This window comes from Nocardia sp. NPDC004278 (assembly GCF_053602975.1).
In genome coordinates this window covers 515,617-538,645 of sequence record NZ_JBSGEQ010000001.1, presented here as the reverse complement: position 1 = coordinate 538,645, position 23,029 = coordinate 515,617, and the positions used below count along the sequence as shown (strand labels likewise).

Below are 23,029 nucleotides of genomic sequence, written 5' to 3'. Positions count from 1 at the left end.
ACTGATGAAGCGTCGAAAGCGTAGCGGTGTCATCGAAACCGGGGTCCAGTTGTTGCCCCGGGACAAGTCTGGCGGGTACCTGTTTATTGGCCAGGTGGTGACCGGCGTAAAGGTGGCGCGAGCTCGGATCAGGCTCCGGCACGGAACGTGGGAACCTGTCGCCCCAGCGGTATCGGCTCGGTGTTGGACCGGCCGGTCGAAGGGAGCATCCCAAGCAGCGGAAACTGTGAGGGGTCGAGTACCGGTGCGGGGCACAGGGGCGGACCGTCTCATAGTAGTGGTGAAACCTGGTAATGCGGGTGGAGCGAAGGGGACGGGTTGCCTGGGTTCGTTCGGCGATCAACCGCGGGATGTGGGAGGAGATGGATGAGCGAACCGAAGTTGCAGGACAAGCCATTTCGGATCGACAAGGTGTCGGTCTGGGAAGCGTTTCAGAGGGTTAAGGCCAACAAGGGCGCGGCGGGAGTCGACGAGCAGTCGATCGCGGAGTTCGAGGCTGATCGGGACCGGAATCTTTACAAGATTTGGAATCGGTTGTCGTCGGGTTCGTATTTCCCGCCGCCGGTGAAGGCGGTGGAGATCCCCAAGCCCGGTGGTAAAGGGGTGCGGGTACTCGGGGTGCCGACCGTGGCTGACCGGATTGCTCAGACGGTGGTGCGGATGCATCTGGAACCGTTGGTGGAACCGGTATTTCATCCGGATGGTCGCAACAGAGTCTGGACTACGTGATCATGCGGCTCCACCAGATTCTGCGCGGCTGGTCCAACTATTTCAAGCATGCCGTGGCCAAGGCCAGGTTCACCTCGTTACAGCACTTCGTCTGGCAGCGGGTGATCCGGATGCGATCTGCGACCTGGATTGCGGCGGGGGCACCGCGGCTGGGCAGGTAAACCAGCTCGTCGCCGACTTCGCGGGAATGGTCCGCGAACGCGGGCAAACACCTGGACACATGGATCGCCGCCGCCCGATCCAGTGGCGTCAAACAACTCGCGAGTTTCGCCGATGGTCTGCTCAAAGACTACGATGCTATCCGCAACGGTCTCACGCTGGAGTGGAGTAGCGGCGCTGTCGAAGGCAATGTTAATCGCGTGAAAATGCTGAAGCGGCAAATGTTTGGCAGAGCCAACTTCGACCTTCTTCGCCGTCGCGTTCTCCTGGTCGAGTAGCACGCCGGCACCGGAAGTGCGCCAGAGCCACAATCTCCAGCTCGACACGATTACCGACACGACCTATCCCGGTCGCGGCACCTGGCCGGCACGCTCACGCTCGATCAATCCGCCACCGGCACTGAGCTGCCAAACTGAGCCACGCGGTCTTGCTCGAGTTGCTGGAGCCGACGTTCGACCTCGGGATCATGGGCCACCACACCGAGATCCGTGCGCAAGGCTCGGCGCTGCAGCCACACGCCGGCCGACACCGGTCCGTCGAACCACTGAAAGAGCTCGTCGACGGTGGCCGGACTGTCTGGACCGTGGAGGGCGCGTAGGGCGCTGTAGCCCTGGCCAAGGCAGTCATTCAGCACGACGGCTACGGCCAACGCGGATTCAGGCAGAACCATCTGGGCCTTCGAGAACAAGTCCCTATACGTCGACCGCGTCGGTTCGAGCTGCTCGGGTATAGGGATCGTGCTGTCACGTTGCAAGTCGGCGAGATGATCGCGGACGATAGTCCGGTAGCGACGCGCGGCTGTGTTGAGTTCGGCGTACAGCGCCTGCTTCTGCTCCTGCGTCGCCAAGCTGACGGTTTCTAGACGCTCATCTTTGCGTTGTAGGCGTTGAATCTCAGCGTCTACGCGCTTGCTGCGAAGCGCGGCGAGCTGAGTTAAGGCAGCTGCACTCACAGTGCCCAACACGCCCACAACAGCGACTCCCAAGCCCATCAGATCCGCGTTCATACGATGGATTATTGGTCAAGTCCCTCCGAGCCGCTCCGCACACCGAGCCGCTGACGGATCTCCTCGTCCATGCCGAGCACGCGCCGAACCTGCTCGGCTGCCCAGCCGTGAGATCACCGCCCGCGGCTACCGAGGCCGCGCGAATCTCGTTCGCGCCTACCTGCACCCACTGCGCGCCGGGCTGCCCGCGCCTCGGATAACGGCGAACCCCCGCGGTCAGGCGGGTCGTCGGCCGGCTCATGACCGACCTTGCCCGTCTGGCCCCCGTCGACAGTCGGCACCTCGATGCGATCCTCGCGGCCAGCCCCGCCTTGGCCGAACTCGCCGAGCATGTTCGTTCGTTCGCCACCATCCTCTGTCAGCGGCGAGGCCGCGACCTCGAACGATGGATGACTATCGTCGACAACGGCGACCAGCCCGCACTGCACTCGTTCGTCCGCGGTCTGCGCCAAGATCTGGACGCAGTCACCGCTGGCCTCTCCCTTTCCTGGAACAGCGGAGTGGTCGAAGGCCACGTAACTTTTAAGATGATCAAGCGGCAGATGTTCGGGCGCGCCAAGCCGGACCTGCTGAGAAAGCGAATCCTGTTGAGCGACTGACGATCCGACGGGCCAATCACCAAAAGTGGGCCAGAACCGTGGAGGTCGCCACTGGTGGCCAAGTGAAAGTCCCCGCTTCCTTGCTGGGTTGAGTGTTCAGCTCAGGGGCGGCTCCCCTCGGCTGTCGCGGTGTTTCATGCGGTAGGAGTCGCCGACGGTGATGACGACGGTGGCGTGGTGCAGGAGTCGGTCGAGGATGCTCGCGGCGGTGGTGTGTTCGGGCAGGAAACGACCCCATTGCTCGAACGGCCAGTGTGAGGCGACGGCCAGCGAGCGGCGTTCGTAGGCTGCGGCGACGAGCCGGAACAGCAGTTGGGTGCCGGTGTCATCGAGTGGGGCGAACCCGATTTCGTCCAGGATCACCAGGTCGGCGCGCAGCAGGCTGTCGATGACTTTGCCGGCGGTGTTGTCGGCCAGGCCGCGGTAGAGGGTGTCGACCAGATCGGCGGCAGTGAAGTATCTGACCTTGTGTCCGGCGGCGATGGCGGCGTGACCGAGCCCGAACAGGGTGTGGCTCTTGCCAGTGCCAGGTGGCTCGATCAACGCCAGATGCTGTTGTGCGCGAACCCATTCCAGGCTCGACAGGTAGTCGAACGTCGTTTGGGGAACATATGAGGCTGCGATGTCGAAACTGTCGAGGGTCATGGTGACCGGGAACGCAGCGGCCTTGAGCCGGTTGGCCGCGTTGGAGGTGTCCCGGGCTGTCAACTCGGCCTCGAGCAGGGTCCGTAGCACCTCCTCTGGGGTCCAGCGCTGGGTCTTGGCGACGGCCAGGACCTCGGGCGCGGTCCGGCGGATCGCGGCGAGTTTCAACCGTCGCAGCCCGGCGTCGAGATCGGCCGCGAGTTCCGGGATCGGTTTGGGTGCCGCGGTTTTCGATCGGCCGGTCATGCGCCGCTCCCGTCACGGGTGATTTTGTAGGCATCGAAGGATCGAGTCGGCGCGGTGGGCAGGTCCAGCACCAGCGCGTCCCCAGCTGGGCGAGGCTGCGGAGCGGCGGAGCCGGCGGCGAGGATGGAACGGACGTCGGCGGCCCGGAAGCGTTTGAACGCCACCGCCCGCCGCAGCGCCGCGACCAGCGCGGGATGGCCGTGGGCGGCGCCGAGGGCGAGCAAGATCTCCAACTCTTGTCCCAGCCGACTGTTGCCGATCGCGGCGGCACCGACGAGGAAGGGTTCGGCGTCTTGCCCGAGTGCGCAGAACTGTTGTTCGGCAGTGGTTTTCGGGCGCGGTCCGCGATTGGGTGCGGGCCGGGGACCGTCGTAGTGAATATCGAGGACCGACGCCTCACCGGGCGCGACGAGTTCGTGTTCGGCCACGATCACCCCGGTCGCCGGTTCGAGCACCAGCAATGCCCCGTGATCGACCACGACATGGACGACGGCGCCGATCAGCCGGGTCGGGACCGAGTAACGGGCCGAACCATAACGCAGGCAAGACAATCGGTCGACCTTGCGGATCACAGCGGGAGCGCCGATGTCGAACCGCAGTGACGGCAACGACCGCAACAGTTCCCGCTCGATGGACAGACGTTCCTCGGGGACCGCGCTGGAAGGTCGCGGTCGCGGCCCTGCACTCAGCGCACCAACAGCCCTTCCGATATGTACGCCGAGTGCCGTGGACTAGTGGCTGGTTGTAGACCAGTGGATTTGCTTTGGAAGCTCCCTTCTCCTTCCAAAAGCCCTGCTACCCAGGCGCACTCAATCTCATCCACGCGGGTGACTCCAATGTCAGTTGAGCACTGCACTATTCGGCCAAGCAGCATGGGGACGAGGACTGACATCTAGCTTGAAGGAAGAGGCTTCACCACATTGAAGACCCCACGAACCCGCTTCGCCTCCGCTGCATAACGCACTGATCTGCGGTTTCCGGCGCCGAACGAACCGGCCAGCACCGATCAGCTGGAAGGCCAACTGGCCGTGGCAGTCCGCGGTCGGCGGTCGGCGGTCGGCGGAGGCACAGATACCAAGTTCCGCGCGCCATACCCAGGGAGTGCGCCGAGGAGTTGTTCGGAGCTCCCTCTTCGCCATGCGGCTGGCCTGCTGGCCGGACAGTTCGGGAACCGTGTCGAACGCACGCTCATGCCCAATTGCGTGCGAATGGATCCGCGGTTGCGCGGTGGGCATGACCGCGACGGACGGCCCTCATCCGCATTGCCGGATGAGGGCCGTCTAGTCAGTGAGGTGGCTAGTTCACGCCGCGGCTCACTGGGCAGGCGCCAGTACCGGGCTGTTGTGATAGGCGGCGATCAGCCACTGGCCGTCGCGCTTCTCGAGGACCCAGGTCGCGTTCACCTTGCGCTCGTCGGCGGGAACTTCGGTCTCGCCGGCGAACAGGATGGCGGATTCGCTGATAACGATCGCGGCATCCTTGCCGACGAAGCGGATGCTGAGCTGCTTGTTGTAGGTCGAGCTGCCCGCGAGCGGCCCCTCGAAGGCCAGTGCCATGTTCTGGCGGATCACCTCACGGCTGTCGCGGAGCGAGCCGGTCATGATGGCGGTCGCGTCCGCGGTGTAGTTGGCGACCATGGCGTCGGCGTCGCCCGCCTCCCATGCCTTGTAGGAATCAGCCAGCACGGCCTGGATTGCGGCCTCGTCTGCGGCACGATCGTTCGACATCGGAGTCTCCCTTGTTGATCGGCTCGCCAGCAGTGTTCCGGCGAGCTCGGGAATACATACCGGCGGTGGCGTCCGAACTCATCCCGCCCGCTGAAAGAAAATCTCGGATCTAGGCGTCGAGCCGGGCCGCCAGGCCGAAAGCCGCGAAAATCTCGGGATCCTGGAACACCGAATTCCGGCTGATGCCCTCGGCGGTGACGGTGAAGATCTGGAGCGTGTGCAGTTCGTACCGGCCATCGACGCGCTGATAGGCGGCGAATCCGGGTTGCCCGCCGTTGGCGGCGACCTGCTCGAGAAGCCAGTCCTTCCCGGCCGCCTCGAAGACCCATTCCATGAACAGGCCGTAGTTGCTGCGGCCGGAGAACCAGTTGAGCATCGGCGGCATCTCCATGATGACGTCCTCGGTGAGCAGACGCTTGAGGCCCTCGACGTCGGCGTGCACGAACGCCCGCATGTAGCGCTCGACCCAGACGCGCTGCTCTGCCGTGGACGGCTCGCTGACCCGTTCGGGACCGACCCCGATCCCCTTCACTCGGGCGCGTGCCCGCTGCAGGGAGCTGTTCACCGATACGACGGTGGTGCCGAGAATTTCCGCCGTCTCAGCCGCGGAGAAGCTGAGCACCTCACGCAGGATCAACGCACCGCGCTGCCGCGCCGACAGGTGCTGCAGGGCGGAGGCGAATGCCAAGCGCAGGCTGCTGTGATCGATCACGGTCCCGGACGGATCGTCGGTGTCCAGCAACGAATCCGGTAAGGGCTGCAGCCAGGCGGCGTGCTCTCCCCGCACGAGCGGCCCGAGCGGATCGGTCGCGGACACCAGTCCCGATGGCAGCGGTCGGCCGCCGCGAGTCTGCAGAGCGGTCAGGCAGACGTTGGTCGCGATCCGGTAGAGCCAGGTACGCAGTGAGCTGCGCGTATCGTCGTACTGCTCCCGCGCCCGCCACGCCCTCAGATACGTGTCCTGGACCAGGTCCTCTGCGTCGTGCGCCGAGCCCAACATCCGGTAGCAGTACGCCAGCAGCTCCGTCCGGAACGGTTCGATCCGACGATCGAAGCCTTCTTCCCTCGTCATCACGCCTCATCTCCACTGCCGCCACAAGCACCATACCGGCGACCGCATTGATCATCCGCTGTGGACGGATCGACCACCACGCGGGTCGTCAACAGCCTGGCCACGGCCAACCTCCTGGCCGTCCGCTTTTGCCGCAGACCGCGCTGTTCGAACCGGCCATGAGGGAGGCTCCGGCCAATAATCGCGCGAAAGCAACGACAATGGCTCGGCCGGCGGCGTATCCCGGCTACCGGGCCTGGGGCTCGTGCACCGCAGGCCCGATCGCGACGTGTGCGAGCAACCCCGGCAGGTCGATGCCCAGATGGGCTTGCCGTAGTATCAGCCGAATTTCGGGCGGATATGGCGTAATCCCCTGGTAGAGGCTGTTGGTCAGCGTCATCGTTCAGCTCTTGGGCCTCGAAGGCTGGTGAGGTCTCGCATGGCCTGGGGCGATGGTTCGAAGTAGCGGCGCAGGTTCTTGGGTTTGCGGTGGCGGGACTTGGCCATGAGTTCGAGCAGGCTGGCCCCGGATTCGCCGAGATGCGTGAGGCCGGAGTGCCTGAGTTCGTGCAGGTCCCAGCCGGTTCCGGTCCCGTTGGTCGCGGTGGCGGCGGCGAGCAGATCGCGCGCTTGGTCGTAGGACAGGCGCGCCGAGCCGGTGGTGTCGCGGTCGGCGAGGTATTTTCCGGGCCCGAGACGGGCAGTGGGTGACGACCAGCGGTCCGGCGCTGCGGTCCTTGATCCATCTCGCGCGGATCCGTCAGCAGGGATCGGCGGGCGCTTCGAGTGGGGCAGCGACGGCTTCGCCACGCAAGTTCCCGCGTCCTATGCGCAGGTTGATCCTGGCGATGCGGGCTGCGGCGGAAGGGTGGGTCAGCGTGAAGTACGGATCGTGTCTTCGGGCAAGCGACAGCAGGGTGTCGCGGAGCGCGGGGCCGTAACCCAGGTCGACGGCCACTCGGTCGCACAGGTATTCCTGACGCCAGCTGAGCCACATCATCGGAAACAGTTGCAGGACGCAGAGTACGGCCAGGGCGACGGCGACGCGGACATCGACGGCCGGGAGCATCAGCGCTACCAGGGTGGCGAAGGGGATCGGATAGGCGATCAACAGGACGAGGGCGTGGTACACGGTCCATCGATCCCGCCGGGGCAACGTTTCGATCAGCAGTTTCGTCGGGCCCCCGAAGAGTTTGAGGGCCGGTGTCGCGCACAGTATTTCGATTGCCCGCAGAAGCCAGCCGCCGATCACATGATGCCCGAGCTCATGCGCGACCACAGCCCGCAACTCGACCGGGGGCAGCTCACGGACCGCGGATATCGATACCACGACCAGGCGATGCGGTTGTGCGTGGGCAGGCATCCCGCGTGTTTGGGATTTATCCCGCACCATCAGTCGCAGACGGGATTCGGGCATGCCCGCCGCGCGCAGCACATCGTGCCGAGCCGCGATCAACGCCGCGAGGGGCTCCTCGTACTTCCGCGGATACACCGCCTCGTCGGGGTGTCGTGCAGCCGAGCGCCGACGACTTTCGTCATCCGGCAGTACCCAGCAGAGCAGGCGCATGAACAACCAGGCCGCGCAGCGTATGACCCCGACGGCGATGGCCGCCCACAGGCCGACCCACACCGCGAGACTCTGGAGAATGACCAAGGTCGCCGCGGCCCAGGGCAGCGCTACCAGTAGGCGGGTGAGTGGCAGCAGTCTCGCCTCGAGAAGCGAGAGGCCGCCGAGCCGGTATTCGGGTGTGGCCGAGGGGGATTCGAGAGACATGGTGGATCAGCCCTCCGTGCGGGTGAGGCGCTGTGTTCCTAGCGCTCGCGATCACTTCACGATACGAACCGGCCGAGCGGCCGCGTAGCCCCCAGTTCGAATGGGCAGGGCGGTGAGTCCAGGAAACATGCGATCGCGGCGTCGAGCACCACGCCAAACTCCTCGGCGCTTTTGATCTTTGGGCATTCCGCGGTTATCACGTCGTTGACCAGGCCATCGAGATCTACCCAACCGCCCCGGTAGAGAACGATGTTGACGGCGTTCCGTTCATCGGCACTCTGAATAAACACTCCGACCGAGTCCGGATCGGTGATGACAACTCGTTCGACCTCCAGCCGCTGGGGCCAAGACGCGGCCTCGTCCCGCCAGGTGATGGGGCCGGGGAGTAACCCAGCTGCGGTCCAGGCAGGCAGACGCGAGACGATCTCGGCAGCGGCGTGGTTCAGATCGATGACGTAGTCCATCGGCAAAATCTTCTCTTGATCAACCCGACCGCAACCAGCGTTCGGAACGCACTGACATGCCGCGGAGCGCGCGCAGTCAGCGGATGAGATCCACTGCGGCTCATGACATCCTATGCCGACGAGCGGGAGCTGGCCGATATCCCTAGCCCAGGACCTTGACTGCGGGCTGGGGTGTGCTTGGGTCGGGTTTCGGGCGGTCCGACCTGCGGTCAGCCGGGCGGCCTACTCCGAAAACCCCTCTAGGACAGCGGATTAACCTGAGTCGGCGGCGCCACGCACGCGAAGGACAATAACAAAGTCCGCAATGCGTGCGACGATCGTTCGATGGGCGTGAGGGAGTGACAAACGATGACCGATACCGAACGACATACGCAGGGCATCTCGGAGTGGGTTACAACACGGGACGGGCGGCGGCTACATGCGAAGGTGTTGCCTGGGCCAACCTACGTCGCCGGAACATCAGGCCCGACTGTCGTATTCGAGGCAGACGCGGCAGGTAACCGAGTGTCCTGGGCCCGGGTGCAACCTATCGTCGCGGCGCTCATGCGGGCGGTTGTCTATGACCGCTCCGGTCTCGGCCGCAGCGCACCCGACCCGGCCGACCGCTCCCTCGATCGCATGGCCGAGGACCTGAACGAGGTGCTCGACCATTTCGGGCCAGGACCGTTCGTTCTCGTCGGCCACGGCACGGGCGGTCCCATCGTGCGGCTCGCGGCCGCGCGCAAGCCGCAACGGATCACGGCCATCGTGCTGGTCGACGCTGCCGACGAAGCCGACGAGGTGGTTTTCGACCCGCGCTTGCGCCGAACCGAGCGCATCTTTGCCGGTGTAGCCGGGGTCCTCGCCCGGCTTCGCTTGCTTGCGTTGGTGTTTCGCTGGCAATGGCGCGGCCTGCCGACCGACGTGCGCCGCGAGCTGAAGCGAGAAGGATTCACCCCCAGCGTGATCCGCACGCGGCGGCAACAGTCCCGCACCTACTTCGACGAGCTCGCCACTTGGCGGACCGCTCCGCCCGACCTAGGGTCCATCCCGATCACCGCGATCTCCGGCGGACTCGGCGGCAATGGCATCTACGCCACGGTGCGCGCCGAAACCAACGCCGCGCACGCGCACCGCGCTGCGCGATCACCACGCGGACGTCACGTCATCGCCGAACGGTCCGGCCACGAAATCCCGCTCACCGAGGGGTTCCTGATCGCCCGCGAGATCCACAATGTGTTCGAGGATGAAATACGCCGCCGCGGTAAGATATAAGACCTCCGATGGCCCTAAGGGGCAAGCCAACTCGGGTTCCGGACGTCCGCTCATGGCTCCCCTCTCGTGTCAAGACATGGTCCGCAGGTCGGGGTTGGTCTGTTTGGTGATAGGTCCGGGTTGTGGCTTGTCCGAAGGACCGGCCGTCGTAATAGGTGCGCCCCGCGCTGGGATTACAGCTGGACTTGTCGCCATGGTGTGCAGGACTCGGTTGATCCTGCGGTTCCCTGCGCGGGAGAGCCGATGGCGATGGGACGACGTTCTTGGTCAGCTTGTACGAGCACAACCACTTTCGCTGCGACGACGTCGAAGGTTGCCGCGCCGACACCGTGTAGCCACAACGTAGGTGGTGCGGGATCGGGGGTGATGAACTGGGTTGGGAGTTCTGGTGGCCATGGTGCGGACGGAAGCAGCGTCTGAGCTGTGAAGTCGAGCAATGAGATGTCGGAGCGTGGCATTCGATGAATGGCGAGGTAGTGGACATCGCGGACCGACAAGCTGATGCCGAGTGCCGGATTCAGCGGAGACAGGCTGATCTCGAGTGCGTCCCAGCGTCGGTGATCGACAAATGCAAGTGAAAGTCTCGACGTGCCGCACCGCCCGTGCAAGTTCGAGATGCCGTCACTCCTGTGTCGACGAGGGCGGTCGGCGCGGTCCTGCTTCGGGCAAGGCGGCAGCCTCGTCGGGTCGGCCCGCCGACGAGTACACGCGAACGAGGTCGTCGCGGGCGCGCTGTGCGAAGGGATCATTGTGCCCGACAAGCTGTTCCCGGTAAGTCAGGAGCTCTTCATACAACGGGATCGCCTGATCCCAGCGACCCGCAGCCTCATAGGCGGCAGCGAGATTGCAGCGATCTTCGTAGGTGTCGGCGCCGCTTCCCTCGACGCACGTCAGGTTCCGTTCGAACAACGCGACGGCCTCGGCATATCGGCACGCCCGGTAGCACGCCACGCCAAGCACGCGGCGAGCGCCAACGACGGAATACACCTGGGGTCCGAACATCTTCTCGCGATACGCGAGAAGTTGTTCGAAGTGCGGAATGGCGTCGTCCCATCGACTCAGCGACATATAGGTACCGCCGAGTCGATTGTGTACGGCGTTGGTGTCGTGGTGATCGTGACCGAGGACCCGCTCCCGGTACGCCAGAAGCTGCTTCAAAAGCGGAACTTCGTCATCCCCCCGCCCTGCCCGATGATAAGCGTCGGCGAGACGATCACGCGTCTCGTTGGTGTCCGGGTGGTCGTGGCCGAGGCATTGCTCCTGCAGTGGCAGAAGCTCTTCCATCAGCGAGACGGGATCGGCCTCACCAGAAGTGGCCGCGGTCCCTCTCGCCGTGCCCCTCAAGCGCCGACTCAGAGCGGCCGCTGCCCGTTTGATCGGTTCCAACACGCTGTCCCCTCCTGGTCCAACTGGCAAGCGGGAACCCCACCGCTCCAGTCAGAAAATCTATCTCACTCGAAGTCACGGGACCCACGAAGACAACGGGTCGATGCTTCTCCGACGATCGGTGCGGCAGGCCCACGGAACTGAAGCGGCGGCAGCCTCACTGATTGGAGGAGAGCGGTACCAGGTCACGAAGCGACACCGATGCTGCCATCCGGAACATGCGGAAATGCCGATTAGCGGATCTCGACCACCACTTTGCCCAGGGCGCGTCCCGCACCGACGTGTGCCAGCGCGTTCGCGGTCTCGTCGAGGGAGAAACTGCGGTCGATGTGGATACCGATCCGTCCCGCGACACACGAGTCCGCGAGAGGTGTGAAGTGCGCGGGCCCCTCCTTCACCGCGAGGACCCCGAGGCTGCGGCCGGTCACCATTCCGGTGACCACGCCGACCGTCGTCAACCGCAGCAACGCGCGTGTGGTGCCGCCGACGCAGCGGTACCGGCCGCCCCGCGCGACCGATCTGCGATAGGCGAAGACCGACCGGTGGGCGACGAGGTCGAGTACCCGGTCGTACGGTCCGGCTCGGGTGAAGTCCTCAGCGAGATAGTCGATGACCTCGTCGGCGCCGAGCGTGCGCATGAACGCCAGTTTGGCGGCGTTGTCCACCCCGGTCACATGAGCCCCGGCACTCTTGGCCAACTGGATCGCGAACGCTCCGGACCCGCCGCCCGCTCCGTTGATCAACACCGACATACCGGCTGCGATGCCGGCCGTGCCCTGTAGTGCTATCGCCCCCGCCTGTGGCAGGGTCGACGCCTCGGCGAAGCTCAGCGACGCCGGTTTGTGGGCCAGCGCCGATTCAGGAACTACGGCATATTCCGCGAACCCGCCTTTGAGCATGAGATTGTCGCCGTAGACCTCGTCACCCGGTGCGAACAGTGTGACCTCGGAGCCGACGGCTTCGACCCGCCCGGCGATATCGGATCCGAGAACCGGGCGTCTGGGTGCCCGGAGCCCGCCGATGCGCGAATACAGCGGCGTCCCCCGCAGTGTCTCCCAGTCGGAGAGGTTGATCGACGTCGCGTGCACCTGGACGAGCACCTGCTTCGGCCCCGGGGAAGGCACTGGGACCTCCGCGATCGACAGCACCTCTGGGCCGCCGTAGCGGTCGTACACGACGGCCTTCATGCGATTCCGGCACGAAGGATCGAGCGATAGCGTGACACGCGGCAAAGTCTAGTCGGCGGGGCCGCCACCGCGACCTGCGAACGGCGCGTTGGCATTCCGCGCGACTCGCCGAACCCTATCCCGCACACCAGCAATGCCCTGAAATGCCGCGTGGCGCGCGGTTCGTATCGGCCAGGCGGTCGGCACCGAAGATCAACGGGCCGACCGTTTTTGATCTCCGCTCTCCCGTGATTGGCCAGACCGACCGGTCCGCGACGCGCGCCGCGAGTGCGCGCTCATGCCGATTTCGGCGTGTGGGAGCTAGCTCGAACTGGTCTACTGAGGTCTCCGTCCGGTCGGCAGTCGGTCGCGCTTGCGTTTATCGAGGATCTGCGGTCCCCCTGAAAGCCACCCACTGCTGGGTCGGGCTGGACCTCCGGATTCACGCCCGAGCGCGATCACGCCAAGATCTCCGCTTTCAGATCTGGCCTGCCCCGCTCCTCCGCGAACCCCAGTCCGCGCTCGCACAGAAGGTCCACGAAGTACGCATACGGGCTGTCGTCGCTGTTCACGGCCATCATGAACAGCAACACCAGAAGGTCGTTCGTCGACTCCTGCGACCATCGGTAGCCAACCGCTGGACCGTACTGGTCGAAGATCGGTGCACCGTTCCCAGGAGAGTTGAACCAGACACCCTCGACGCGTCGCACCATCCACTCGCCGATATAGGTGATGAATTGGTCCGCGAGATAATCGTTTTCGGGCGCGTACCGTCCATCCTCGCCACGTGCAGCGACATCGATCAGGGAAGTGATCCAGTCGAAGGCGGCGGCGCTGAATCGGTCATCGAGCGATGGGCGGCCCTCGGTGCCCCGTACCGCTTCCAGCCGGGGCAGCGTCTCAGTGAACATCCGCTCGATGCGGGCATCGAGCGCAGCCGGGTCGCTCCATGCGAGCCAGGCCACGGACTGCTGGGCGTCGGCATCGAAGAATCCGGGGTCTAGATCGCTGTCTGCCGAAACGGAATGAATTGGAATGCAATGGAACGGATTGGAAGGGCATCCGCGATGCTGACGGCGGTCACCACTCACCCCGCGGCCGAGCCTCGGTCAGCGCCAGTTGCCGGCTGCACCTGGCTCGTCCTGGTCCGGCAGTCGGGCCAGCGGCGGTGGCGATAGTCAGCAGCCGGCGTGGGAGCACGGTCTCCCGGAGATGTCGTCGGTGTCAGCCTGATCCGTACGGACATTGCTGGGCACGGCGATGATCTCGGTGTCGGGGAGGTCGATTGTTGCGGCGTCGCTGAGTATTCGACTGATGGTCGAGCGGCTTTTGTTCAGTTCTCGTACGATTCGGGTAGGTGTCCACCCATCGAAGTGGTGATGAGCCAGTGCTCGGGCGACCATGTCGGGATCGCGGCGGCGGCCGGGGTCGCGTGCGCACACGCCGGCATGGCCAAGCTCGGTGTTCGAACGGGCGAAGAAGTGCAGGTAGCAGACCGCAGCGAGGGGCACCGGGCGGCCCAGGGCAATCCGGCACACATCTACCTGTTCACTCGCCGCCCTTCCCCCGACCCCAACGACCTCGGAGCCGTACACTGCGCCGAATTACCCTTCCTGTTCGGCACTTTCGACGCCTACCCCAACGCCTCCATGCTCGGCGCCGTCACCGACAGCGACCGCACCATCGCCACCGAATTCGGTGGGGCCCTGGCCGCATTCGTCGCCACAGGGACACCCAATGGCCAAGCCCTGCCCAGGTGGGAGCCGTATCGCTCGAACGCCGACATCCGTCGCTACTAAGACCGTCCTACCTTCTAAAGTGGTTTGGCCTGAAGTGGTTTGGCGAGAGCTCCTCGTAGGGTTCAGCTGACCCGGGGCGCCGGATGTAGCTGTAAGACCGTTGCTGTTGGCGGCTGGAGACACTTGGCGATCCGGCGCCTCTGACGACTCAGCTGCTAATTGGGATGTGCGAGCGGGGCATGTGATCCGGTTTCGGCGATCGGGTGCCGATCGTGTCGTGCGGTCGCGTCGGCCCGCGCACCCGAAGATCGTCTCGGTCGAGGTCTTCACCGAAGCCCATCTGATCCGTCGCGCGAAAGCTGGCATCGGTAACCGTTCACGCGGAAAGTTGGAACGCACCCGGCAAACGACGCTGCCCCGCCCGTATCAGCTGCGGGGAAGCATTCGTCATGTGTGCTGTGGTCGGAAAATGCAGGCGGAGATGGTGCACGGCTGCACCTACTATCGGTGCATCGCACGCACCCTGGCATCGGGAAGCCCAGCGCGCGCCGATCACCCCAAGACGGTGAACCTGCGTGAATCCCACATCCTCGGACCACTCGATGACTGGCTCGCGAGCCTGTTCAACCAGCGCAACCGCGACCACACGGTCGAGAGGCTGGTCCAGGCCCAAACAGCGATGACGGCAACACGCGCCGGGAGATGCTCCGCGCCAAGATCAGCGCCGCCGAGACCAAGCTGCAACGGCACCGAGACGCGATCGAGGCAGGCATAGACCCACTCGCCCTGATCGAGGCCATGAACGCCGCCCAAGCCGAAAAGGCCATCGCCCAAAGCGAATTCGATCAGATCCCGCACACAGTCATACTCACCGCCACCCAGATCAACAAACTGATCGACGCACTCGGCGATACGATCGCCGTGCTGAACGCGGGCGTACCAGAGGACAAGATCGCGCTCTACTCGGTACTAAAATGTGGAGATCGACTACGACCATGAACGGCAAGTCGCCGCAGTCTCAGCCAACCCTTGTGTGGTTAGCACTGGTGTCCGGAGGGGGACTTGAACCCCCACGCCCGATAAAGGGCACTAGCACCTCAAGCTAGCGCGTCTGCCATTCCGCCACCCGGACCGGTGGTGCTCAGCAAGGTTATCGGATGTGGCCGCGTTGACCAAATCGCGGGTTTAGCTGGAGTTTTCTGGGGCCGTGCGCTCGGGGAGCGCACGGCGCGCGGAGTGGTCAGGCGAGTTCTTCGACGGTGCGTTCGAAGGCGAGGGGGCCGTGGCCGTCGGCGATCTGGCGGTCGATGAGGTTCTTGATGGGGGTGACAATGTCCAGGGCGACTCCGGCGTCGCAGCTGGCGCGGACAATGGCGTCGACGGCGGGTTTGTGGAAGTCGAGCGGTTGGAAGGGGGCGGTGTAGTCGCCGGAGTCGATGACGCGGGCGTATGGATCGAGGGTGGCGTGCACGTAGGTGTGGTCGAGCAGCACGGCGATGATCGGACCGTGCTGGCCGATGGCGTCGGCCACCGTGGCTGCACTGGTGGCTCCCGCGGCGACCAATGCGGTGTCCTTGCCGGGCGTTCGGTTCCACACCGTGGTCGGCCTGCCGCCCTGCGCCAGGGTTACGGCCAGGGCCTGGCCCATCGCGCCGAGTCCGAGCACCGTCACCTGGGTGTGCTGAGTGTCCGACATTGCGGGTGTCAACTCCTCGAGTTTGGAGGACATGATGGTCAGCGCGCTGGCACCAAGGTTGCTCTGTACAAGGGACGTCGACAAGTACCTACTATTTGGTCAGGTACTTACCGATACGTTTGTGAACAGGTAGCGAGGTCAGGCGATGGGTGAAAAGAGATCCGGACCATACTTCTGCGGCATCGACGCGGCGATGGACGTGGTCGGCGGCAAGTGGAAGGCACTGATCCTGTGGGAGCTGGAGAACCACGGCGTGCGCCGCTTCGGCGAACTGCGCCGCGGTCTGCCCGGGGTCTCGGAAAAGATGCTGATCCAACAGCTGCGCGAATTGGAGGAGGACGGCATCGTCGATCGCGAGATCTACCGCGAGGTGCCACCGAAGGTCGAGTACCGGCTGACCGAGCTGGGCAGCGCACTCAATGCGGCGCTGGAGCCGCTGGGCGCGTGGGGTCGCGCGCGCATCGATCGCATCGGCGCCAACCGCGTCCACCAGTCTGCGTGACGCGACGGCAACTCATGATCGCGGAAAGCGCTGGCGGCTGAGCTCTTTCGAGTCGACGGCAATCAGCGCTTCGGCCAGCGATCCTACTCGCGCAGCCGGACCGCGCAGTGGTTGCGATCATCGTGATGCTGATGCGATCGGCGCGTGAATCCGCACCACAGGCGGTGCGAACCCGCTCGTACGCCGGAGGTTCGGCGCGGCGGGGGCGATGCCAGGTGGTAGGAAAGGGTACGTGTCTGCAACTGGCGAAGTTTCCGGTCCGAACACCGCATCTCGTGCCGTATCTGAGGTGGTCGAGTTGGTCAGTACGCTGATCCGATTCGACACTTCCAATACCGGAGATCTGGCCACCACCAAGGGGGAGCGCGAGTGTGCGCAATGGGTGGCCGATCAGCTGCATCAGGCGGGTTACACAACCGAGTATGTGGAGTCGGGGGCGCCGGGGCGCGGCAATGTGTTCGCGCGGTTGAAGGGGGCCGATCCGAGTCGCGGTGCGCTGCTGATGCACGGGCATCTGGATGTGGTGCCCGCCGAGGCCGCCGACTGGAGTGTGCACCCGTTCTCCGGTGCGGTCCGCGATGGCTATGTGTGGGGCCGCGGAGCGATCGATATGAAGGATATGGTCGGCATGATGCTTGCCATCGCGCGGCAGTTCAAGATCGAGGGCACGGTGCCGCCGCGCGATATCGTCTTCGCCTTCCTCGCCGATGAGGAGAACGGCGGCAAGTGGGGTTCGCAGTGGCTGGTCGACAACCGGCCCGACCTGTTCGCCGGGATCACCGAGGCGGTGGGCGAGGTCGGCGGCTTCTCGCTGACGGTGCCGCGCCCCGACGGCACCGAACGTCGGCTGTATCTGGTGGAGACGGCCGAGAAGGGGCTGGGCTGGATGCGGTTGCGCGCCAAGGCCCGTGCCGGTCACGGCTCGTTCTTGCACGAGGACAACGCGGTCACGATTCTGGCCGCGGCGGTGGCAAGACTGGGCAAACACACCTTCCCCCTGGTGCTTTCGGATTCGGTGGCCGAATTCCTTGCCGCGGTCGCCGAGGAGACCGGGCTGGAGTTCGATCCGTCCAGTCCCGATATCGAGGGTCAGCTCGCCAAGCTGGGCACCATTGCCCGCATCATCGGTGCCACACTGCGCGATACCGCGAATCCGACCATGCTGCAGGCGGGTTACAAGGCGAATGTGATCCCGCAGACCGCCGAGGCGGTCGTCGACTGCCGGGTGGTGCCGGGACGCCAAGCCGCATTCGAACGTGAGGTGGACGAGTTGATCGGCCCAGACGTGGAACGCGAGTGGATCACCAAACTCGACTCCTACGAAACGACATTCGACGGTCACCTCGTCGACGCGATGAACAACGCCATCCTCGCCAACGACCTACAGGGCCGCACGGTGCCCTATATGCTCTCCGGCGGTACCGACGCAAAGGCCTTCGCCCGCTTGGGCATTCGCTGCTTCGGCTTCGCACCGCTGCAACTGCCACCCGAACTGGACTTCACCGCGCTGTTCCACGGTGTCGACGAGCGGGTTCCGGTGCAGTCACTCGAATTCGGCACCCGGGTGCTGGAACACTTCCTGTTGAACAGCTGACGATCGAAAGGACCAACGTGCCCGACTACTCCTACAATCCCTACGACGCACTCCCGCAGGTGCCCAGCTTCACGCTGACGTCCGAGGATGTCGCCGAGGGCCAGACGTTCGACAACGATCAGGTCAGCGGGGTGTTCGGCGCGGGCGGCAAGGACATCTCGCCGCAGCTGTCCTGGTCTGGATTCCCTACGGAGACAAAGAGTTTCGCGGTCACAGTCTACGATCCGGACGCGCCGACCGCATCCGGATTCTGGCATTGGGCGGTGGCCGATATTCCGGCGGACACCACCTCGCTGCCGCGCGGTGCGGGTAGCGAGAGCGGGTCGCTGCCCAGCGGTGCGGTCACGCTGCGCAACGATGGCGGGTTCCCCGGATACGTCGGTGCGGCACCGCCCGCCGGACACGGGTACCACCGCTACTTCATCGTCGTGCACGCGCTCGACGTGGACAGGCTCGAGATCGATGAGAACGGCACTCCCGCCTTCCTCGGTTTCAACCTCTTCTCCCACACCCTGGCCCGCGCGACCATCGTCGCCAAGTACGAGGTCGCCTAGGTAGCACACCGGTCTGTCAGCGATCGCACACGGACCAAAACGACTGTGGCCCTGAGCGTTTGCCCAGGGCCACAGTCGTATCGGGTAAACCTAGGAAACGTTCACGACCGATTCGGCCAGCGGCGTGGCGTACAGCGTTCCGATCTCCTCGGCGTACTTGGCCGCGATCGGGTTGCGCTTGAGCTTCATCGTGGGAGTCAGCTCGTCACCGCCGGGCTCCCACGGCCTGCCGACCACGCTGAACCGCTTGATCTGCTCGACCCGCGACAGCTTGCGATTGCCCGCGACGACCGCGGCCAGCACCTCGTCAAGAATTTCCTTGCGGGTGGCCAGTGCGGCGAGATCGTCTGCGGGCGCGTCGATCTCCTTGGCCCGGATGGCGGCGGTATCCGGATCGAGCACGATCAGCGCGGAGATGAACGGTTTGGCCTCACCGATCGCCACCACCTGGCCGATCAGCGACGAGGCCGCCTTGACCGCATTCTCGACATTGGTCGGGGAGATGTTCTTGCCCGACTCGTTGATGATCAGTTCCTTCTTGCGATCCACGATGCGCACGTATCCGTCGGCATCGATGGTGGCGACATCACCGGTGGACAGCCAGCCGTCGGCGTCGAGGGCCTCCTTCGTCTTGTCGGGCTGTTTGCGGTAGCCGGGTGTGATGATCGGGCCGCGCACCAGCAGTTCGCCGTCCTCGCCGAGCCGCAGCTCGAGGCCCTCGACGGCGCGCCCTACCGAACCCGGTCGCGGCTTGGCCAATTCGGTGTAGGTGGCAACGCCGGTGGTCTCCGACATGCCCCACACCTCGGTGACCCTGAACCCGAGTCCGAGGAAGTATTCGAGGGTTTCGGCCGGGATCGCGGCGGCGCCGGAAGCGGCAACCTCGAGATTGTCCAGACCGAGCGCGGCCCGCAGCTTCGAGAGCACCAGCGCATCGGCGACCTTGTACTGCGCGGCCAGCAGCGCGCCGCGCCCCTTACCCGACAGATCGGCCCGCGCGGCCGCGATACCGGTGGTGATGGCCCAGTTCGCGAGCGCTTTCTTCACCGGGCTCGGTTCGGTGGCCAGTTTGCCGTCGATGCCCGCCTTGATCTTCTGCCACACCCGCGGCACGCCGAAGAAGACGGTGGGGCGGGCGTCCGGCAGTGCGGCGGCGATCTCGCGCGGATCCGAAACGCAGGTGATCAGAACGCCGGTGAACAGGCTGATCGCGTGCCCGGAGATGCGGTCGGCGACGTGCGCGGCGGGCAGATAGGAGATGGCGCGGTCGTCGAAACCGACCTGCAGCGGGCCGTTGACCAGCGCAATGATCTGGGCCATCACATTGCGGTGGGTGATCTCCACGCCCTTGGACGGGCCGGTGGTGCCGGAGGTGTAGATCAAGGTCGCGAGATCGTCCGGGGTGACCGCTTGCCAGGCCGCATCGAAATCGAAGTCGGCGGCCGGATCGGACTCGAGGTCGGCGAGGCTGACCGTATCGGCGGCCGGACCGTCCACCACCACGATGTGCTCCAGCGCGACCCCCGCGCCCCTGATCACATCGAGGAAGGCGCGCTCGGTGATCACCACCTTGTTCTCGGCATTGGTGAACAGGTGGGCGATCTGCTCGGCGGAACTGGTGTTGTAGATGGAGAACGGGGTGGCGCCCAGATGCAGTGCGGCGGTGTCCACCAGATTGAACTCGGGCCGGTTGGTGAGCATGATCCCGACGGTGTCGCCGTGGCCGACTCCGAGTCCGGCCAGCCCCGCCGCCAGCGCCTTCACCCGTTCGCCGTACTCGCGCCAGGTGATCTCCGTGGCGCCGCCGGCCGTGCGCACTGCGACCTGGTCCGGTCGCAACTTCACGGTCTCCTGGAATGCCTCGGGCACCGTATAGACCGTCTTGCCGGACGCGTGCGCGAAACCGATTTCTGTTGTCGTCATCTTCCCGTTTCCCGATATCTCTGGCGTGAACCGCGCCCAGCGCATAACCGTGCGGTTCTCACACGGCCCGAGACCCGCTGCTTCTGATAGATTGCAGGGGACTCTATCTCATCGTGTCACGCGGCGGGATAGCACCGAGTGGCGCGGCTCACTCATGCTAGCCAGACCGGGGTGATCAGACCGGGGTAATCGTGTGCACTACTTGGATGCGGGAAGTGCGGTACGGCGGCGGGCCCGCCGGACTGGGCCGCGCATCGTGAATATGCGCCAGATGCGGCTCTTACGCTTCAATACCGGTTGCACATCGGGCGCCCATGGCACATCGCTGGTGGGGATCAAATGGCCGCGGCGCCGACGTTTCGCATCGAGGTAAGCGGCGGCCCGCGCGCTGAGTACCGGGGTCAGCAGCGGCTCCATGATGACCGTCAGACCAGCCGCACGCAGCTCCGTGACCTTGTCCGGATTGTTGGTGAGCAGGCGTACCCGGGTCAGTCCGAGATCCAGCAGGCTCTTCGCCGCGTGCAGATAGCTGCGACTGTCCGCGGGGAATCCGAGCCGCTCGTAGCTGGTGAAGGTGTCCGCGCCCGAACGCTGACTTTCCCGGTAGCCGAGCGCCTTGGCGATCAGGCCGACGCCACGGCCCTCTTGCTCCAGATAGACAAGGACGCCACTGCCCTCGGCCCAGATCAGATCCAGGGACTTGTCGAGTTCGGGCCCACAATCGCAATCATCCGAGCCGAGTCCTTCGCCGTACAGGCACCGCGAATGCACCCGGACCAGACACCCATCGTCGGCATTGCCGAAGACGAGCACATGCCCGTACTCGGCGCCACCGGCCACTTCCATCACACGAACCTGCAGATCATGCCCCTTGCGGGTGAGCCGATGGGCGGTCTCACCACGATCGGGCACAGCTGTGGTCAATGCTCCTCCGAAGACGATGTGGATAGTTGGGTTTGCAGTCGTTTGCGGCACGAGATTCCTCGGGCTGCCAGGCGAACGACGGAACTCTAACGCGATCCCGATTTCGGCGCTGTAAATCTCTCGAGCCGCGCCGAACCCCAGCGTCAGGCCCCGGCCGACCCTTCCCTGGCGAGCTGCACAATTCGGTCGATATCCCGAACAGACGGCATGGCATCGGGAATATCGCCGAACGACTGGGTTGCGACCATGGCCGCTGTCGCCCAGCGAAATGCCGGTTCATCGGCCGGTCGACCGGTGGTGACGAGCTGATATGCCAGCGCTGCCGAGAACGCCGCCGCCGCGCCCGGCGAATCCTCCAGTGCAACTGGGAAATTCGCGATATCGGCAGTGACCTCGGCGGACCGGACGGTGCACCGGAACCCCTCGGTCGTACACACCGCTCGTACACCGAGGCTGAGCAGTCGCTGGGCATCGTCGGGTCCGGCCGCGCCGGATTCTCCCGGCAGCATGCGGCGCAATTCCCACGGCGCACCCACGAGGTAGTCCACGGCATTCAGATACTCATAGAAGTACTGTGGCGAATCGACCGGTGGCGACGGATGCACTACCAGCGATGGCGGATTCGCCAACCCGCGGACCACGGCCAGCACCCGCCGGATCGCCTCGGCAGGCTGCTCGAAGGTCAGCAGGACCGCGTCCGAGGATTCGAGTGTCGCACGCAGTTTCGGATCGCGCATATCGCATGCCCCCTGCCAGATGCGGTCATCCTCGCAACCGATCTTGCTGGACACACCGGTGCTGGTGATCATCACCGCCGACACGTTCGTTTGTGCGCCCGGCACCACCCTGACCAACTCGGTATCGACGTTTTCGGTGGCCAGGTAGTTGAGGATATGCCTGCCCGCATCATCGTCGCCGACGGCCGAGACCAGCCGAACCCGGAGTCCGAGGCGCGCGGCGGCAACCGCACGGTTGAGGCCCTTGCCGCCAGCATGCACCTCGAAACTGCCGGGCGTGGACTTGCCCGCCGACGGAATATTGCTGATCCGGTAGATGTGGTCGATCACCGCGGATCCGATGACCGTCACCATCCCTTGGCGCGGCTGTGAGTCCGGTAGTGCGATAAGGACTTTCGGTTCGGGGGTGAATCGGTAGTTCGACACCGAATACGCCGAAGCGGCCGCCAGTTGTCCGGCCAAGGCGGTAAATGCCCGACGTTCGGGCGTTGCCCGCAACGACCGTACCGACGGCGCGTCGGGAATGGACTCGGCCCCGAGCGCCTCGTGCAGTAGCCGCCACTGCGCGGTCAGATACTCCCGGCGTTCACCGAGGTCCGCGGCATACAGACGGTCGTGATCGATTCCGGCCGAATGCTTTTCGCGCAGCAGCCCGAGCGACAGCTCGACGTCGGCGATCAACCGATTGGTGGGATCCAGCTGTCGCGCCAGGTCGCTGACCACGGGTAGCACGGCCTCCTCCGGCGAGACTCTCTCCTGCTGGGCACGCTGTTGAACGATGGGCAGATCCAGCAGCGGGGCCACGTCGATCTCGGTGGTACGCAAGCGATCCACGCTCAGGCCCGAGCGCTTGCTGAGGCGGGTGAGGATATTGCGGATGGCAACCGTGCGTGAGTCCTGCTGGACCATGGGCGAGATCCATCTCCGTGTGGTTCGTCGGTGTTTCGTCGTGGTATCCATGGGTGTTACCCAGTCTTCGGGTTTAGCCGCCGCATGAACCGGCAATTACCAACTTACAACGGCAATTGACCGTAGTGAATGGCAAATGCCACACTGAGTTACGGCGACTGCGGTCGCCCACCAGATAACTCGGGAGGGCCTGGTGATGAAAGTGATTCTGCTGATACGGAACGCACGTCGGCGCGGGGAGCCAA

At 64.9% G+C, this 23,029-nt stretch carries 24 protein-coding genes, 1 tRNA gene and 2 pseudogenes; 10 read left to right on the top strand and 17 right to left on the bottom strand.

Annotated elements, in window-relative coordinates; genetic code table 11:
- Positions 1-366: 366 nt before the first annotated feature.
- The 3 genes and pseudogenes from ACWEO2_RS02475 to ACWEO2_RS02465 all read left to right on the top strand — a co-directional run.
- Complete coding sequence (locus ACWEO2_RS02475; protein ID WP_452403681.1) at positions 367-729, top strand: hypothetical protein; 363 nt, start codon at positions 367-369, stop codon at positions 727-729.
- 2 nt (positions 730-731) lie between these two features.
- Positions 732-890 carry a group II intron maturase-specific domain-containing protein gene (locus tag ACWEO2_RS02470; RefSeq protein WP_452403714.1) on the top strand — a complete coding sequence of 53 codons (159 nt, stop codon included), beginning with the start codon at positions 732-734 and terminating at the stop codon, positions 888-890.
- A gap of 42 nt (positions 891-932) precedes the next feature.
- Positions 933-1,166 (top strand): annotated as a pseudogene (locus tag ACWEO2_RS02465) (transposase); the annotation flags it as partial.
- Between the two features lie 104 nt (positions 1,167-1,270).
- Here the strand turns inward: ACWEO2_RS02465 and ACWEO2_RS02460 are convergent.
- On the bottom strand, positions 1,271-1,894 hold the full coding sequence (locus ACWEO2_RS02460) for a hypothetical protein (protein ID WP_452403680.1): 624 nt from the start codon (positions 1,892-1,894) through the stop codon (positions 1,271-1,273).
- A gap of 239 nt (positions 1,895-2,133) precedes the next feature.
- Between ACWEO2_RS02460 and ACWEO2_RS02455 the strand changes: the two genes are divergently transcribed.
- Positions 2,134-2,493, top strand: a complete 360-nt coding sequence (locus ACWEO2_RS02455) for a hypothetical protein (protein WP_452403679.1) — start codon at positions 2,134-2,136, stop codon at positions 2,491-2,493.
- Positions 2,494-2,589: 96 nt separating this feature from the next.
- Here the strand turns inward: ACWEO2_RS02455 and istB are convergent, their stop codons facing one another.
- The 8 genes and pseudogenes from istB to ACWEO2_RS02415 all read right to left on the bottom strand — a co-directional run bounded on the left by istB (position 2,590) and on the right by ACWEO2_RS02415 (position 8,400).
- Positions 2,590-3,384, bottom strand: a complete 795-nt coding sequence (istB, locus tag ACWEO2_RS02450) for an IS21-like element helper ATPase IstB (RefSeq protein ID WP_452403678.1) — start codon at positions 3,382-3,384, stop codon at positions 2,590-2,592.
- Positions 3,381-4,080 (bottom strand): annotated as a pseudogene (locus ACWEO2_RS02445) (Mu transposase domain-containing protein); the annotation flags it as partial. The gene istB and the pseudogene ACWEO2_RS02445, both read right to left, overlap by 4 nt.
- Positions 4,081-4,697: 617 nt before the next feature.
- On the bottom strand, positions 4,698-5,111 hold the full coding sequence (locus ACWEO2_RS02440) for an SgcJ/EcaC family oxidoreductase (protein WP_452403677.1): 414 nt from the start codon (positions 5,109-5,111) through the stop codon (positions 4,698-4,700).
- 109 nt (positions 5,112-5,220) lie between these two features.
- Positions 5,221-6,183, bottom strand: a complete 963-nt coding sequence (locus tag ACWEO2_RS02435; protein ID WP_452403676.1) for an RNA polymerase subunit sigma-70 — start codon at positions 6,181-6,183, stop codon at positions 5,221-5,223.
- 226 nt (positions 6,184-6,409) lie between these two features.
- Positions 6,410-6,562, bottom strand: coding sequence for a hypothetical protein (locus ACWEO2_RS02430; RefSeq protein ID WP_452403675.1), 153 nt, complete (start codon positions 6,560-6,562; stop codon positions 6,410-6,412).
- Positions 6,559-6,972: a hypothetical protein gene (locus ACWEO2_RS02425; RefSeq protein WP_452403674.1), complete on the bottom strand. Its 414-nt coding sequence runs from the start codon at positions 6,970-6,972 to the stop codon at positions 6,559-6,561. The genes ACWEO2_RS02430 and ACWEO2_RS02425 overlap by 4 nt, the downstream gene beginning before the upstream one ends.
- Entirely contained in the window at positions 6,923-7,936 is a 1,014-nt protein-coding gene (locus tag ACWEO2_RS02420; RefSeq protein WP_452403673.1) for a M48 family metalloprotease, read from the bottom strand. Before ACWEO2_RS02420 ends, ACWEO2_RS02425 begins: the two co-directional genes overlap by 50 nt.
- A 56-nt stretch (positions 7,937-7,992) precedes the next feature.
- Positions 7,993-8,400, bottom strand: coding sequence for a hypothetical protein (locus tag ACWEO2_RS02415; RefSeq protein WP_452403672.1), 408 nt, complete (start codon positions 8,398-8,400; stop codon positions 7,993-7,995).
- Positions 8,401-8,748: 348 nt separating this feature from the next.
- Here ACWEO2_RS02415 and ACWEO2_RS02410 point away from each other — a divergent pair, with 348 nt between their 5' ends.
- Positions 8,749-9,654 (top strand): alpha/beta fold hydrolase, encoded by a 906-nt coding sequence (locus ACWEO2_RS02410; RefSeq protein WP_452403671.1) that lies wholly within the window; start codon positions 8,749-8,751, stop codon positions 9,652-9,654.
- Positions 9,655-10,275: 621 nt separating this feature from the next.
- On the opposite strand, the gene ACWEO2_RS02405 is transcribed toward ACWEO2_RS02410, so the two are convergent.
- The 3 genes from ACWEO2_RS02405 to ACWEO2_RS02395 all read right to left on the bottom strand — a co-directional run bounded on the left by ACWEO2_RS02405 (position 10,276) and on the right by ACWEO2_RS02395 (position 13,117).
- Entirely contained in the window at positions 10,276-10,938 is a 663-nt protein-coding gene (locus ACWEO2_RS02405; protein WP_452403670.1) for a tetratricopeptide repeat protein, read from the bottom strand.
- A gap of 335 nt (positions 10,939-11,273) precedes the next feature.
- Entirely contained in the window at positions 11,274-12,227 is a 954-nt protein-coding gene (locus ACWEO2_RS02400; protein ID WP_452403669.1) for an NAD(P)-dependent alcohol dehydrogenase, read from the bottom strand.
- Positions 12,228-12,664: 437 nt separating this feature from the next.
- On the bottom strand, positions 12,665-13,117 hold the full coding sequence (locus ACWEO2_RS02395; RefSeq protein WP_452403668.1) for a hypothetical protein: 453 nt from the start codon (positions 13,115-13,117) through the stop codon (positions 12,665-12,667).
- A gap of 468 nt (positions 13,118-13,585) precedes the next feature.
- Between ACWEO2_RS02395 and ACWEO2_RS02390 the strand changes: the two genes are divergently transcribed.
- Positions 13,586-14,005: a carboxylesterase family protein gene (locus tag ACWEO2_RS02390; protein ID WP_452403667.1), complete on the top strand. Its 420-nt coding sequence runs from the start codon at positions 13,586-13,588 to the stop codon at positions 14,003-14,005.
- Between the two features lie 642 nt (positions 14,006-14,647).
- Complete coding sequence (locus ACWEO2_RS02385; RefSeq protein ID WP_452403666.1) at positions 14,648-14,944, top strand: hypothetical protein; 297 nt, start codon at positions 14,648-14,650, stop codon at positions 14,942-14,944.
- 45 nt (positions 14,945-14,989) lie between these two features.
- On the opposite strand, the gene ACWEO2_RS02380 is transcribed toward ACWEO2_RS02385, so the two are convergent.
- Together ACWEO2_RS02380 and ACWEO2_RS02375 are read right to left on the bottom strand one after the other, a co-directional pair.
- Positions 14,990-15,077 (bottom strand) — tRNA-Leu (locus ACWEO2_RS02380).
- A 108-nt stretch (positions 15,078-15,185) separates the two neighbouring features.
- Positions 15,186-15,725 (bottom strand): NAD(P)-binding domain-containing protein, encoded by a 540-nt coding sequence (locus ACWEO2_RS02375; RefSeq protein ID WP_452403665.1) that lies wholly within the window; start codon positions 15,723-15,725, stop codon positions 15,186-15,188.
- Positions 15,726-15,786: 61 nt separating this feature from the next.
- Here ACWEO2_RS02375 and ACWEO2_RS02370 point away from each other — a divergent pair, with 61 nt between their 5' ends.
- The 3 genes from ACWEO2_RS02370 (at position 15,787) to ACWEO2_RS02360 (ending at position 18,291) form a co-directional block, all read left to right on the top strand.
- The gene (locus ACWEO2_RS02370) at positions 15,787-16,143 is read left to right on the top strand and encodes a winged helix-turn-helix transcriptional regulator (protein ID WP_452403664.1); all 357 of its coding nucleotides are present in this window, start codon (positions 15,787-15,789) and stop codon (positions 16,141-16,143) included.
- A gap of 208 nt (positions 16,144-16,351) precedes the next feature.
- Positions 16,352-17,737, top strand: a complete 1,386-nt coding sequence (locus ACWEO2_RS02365) for a M20/M25/M40 family metallo-hydrolase (protein WP_452403663.1) — start codon at positions 16,352-16,354, stop codon at positions 17,735-17,737.
- Positions 17,738-17,754: 17 nt separating this feature from the next.
- Entirely contained in the window at positions 17,755-18,291 is a 537-nt protein-coding gene (locus tag ACWEO2_RS02360) for a YbhB/YbcL family Raf kinase inhibitor-like protein (RefSeq protein WP_452403662.1), read from the top strand.
- Between the two features lie 90 nt (positions 18,292-18,381).
- Here the strand turns inward: ACWEO2_RS02360 and ACWEO2_RS02355 are convergent, their stop codons facing one another.
- From ACWEO2_RS02355 to ACWEO2_RS02345, 3 genes are all read right to left on the bottom strand, one after another.
- A complete protein-coding gene (locus tag ACWEO2_RS02355; protein ID WP_452403661.1) occupies positions 18,382-20,214 on the bottom strand; it encodes an AMP-dependent synthetase/ligase in 1,833 nt (610 codons plus the stop codon).
- A 198-nt stretch (positions 20,215-20,412) separates the two neighbouring features.
- Positions 20,413-21,138: a GTP cyclohydrolase II gene (locus ACWEO2_RS02350; protein WP_452403660.1), complete on the bottom strand. Its 726-nt coding sequence runs from the start codon at positions 21,136-21,138 to the stop codon at positions 20,413-20,415.
- A gap of 143 nt (positions 21,139-21,281) precedes the next feature.
- Positions 21,282-22,784 (bottom strand): PfkB family carbohydrate kinase, encoded by a 1,503-nt coding sequence (locus ACWEO2_RS02345; RefSeq protein ID WP_452403659.1) that lies wholly within the window; start codon positions 22,782-22,784, stop codon positions 21,282-21,284.
- Between the last annotated feature and the right edge of the window lie 245 nt (positions 22,785-23,029).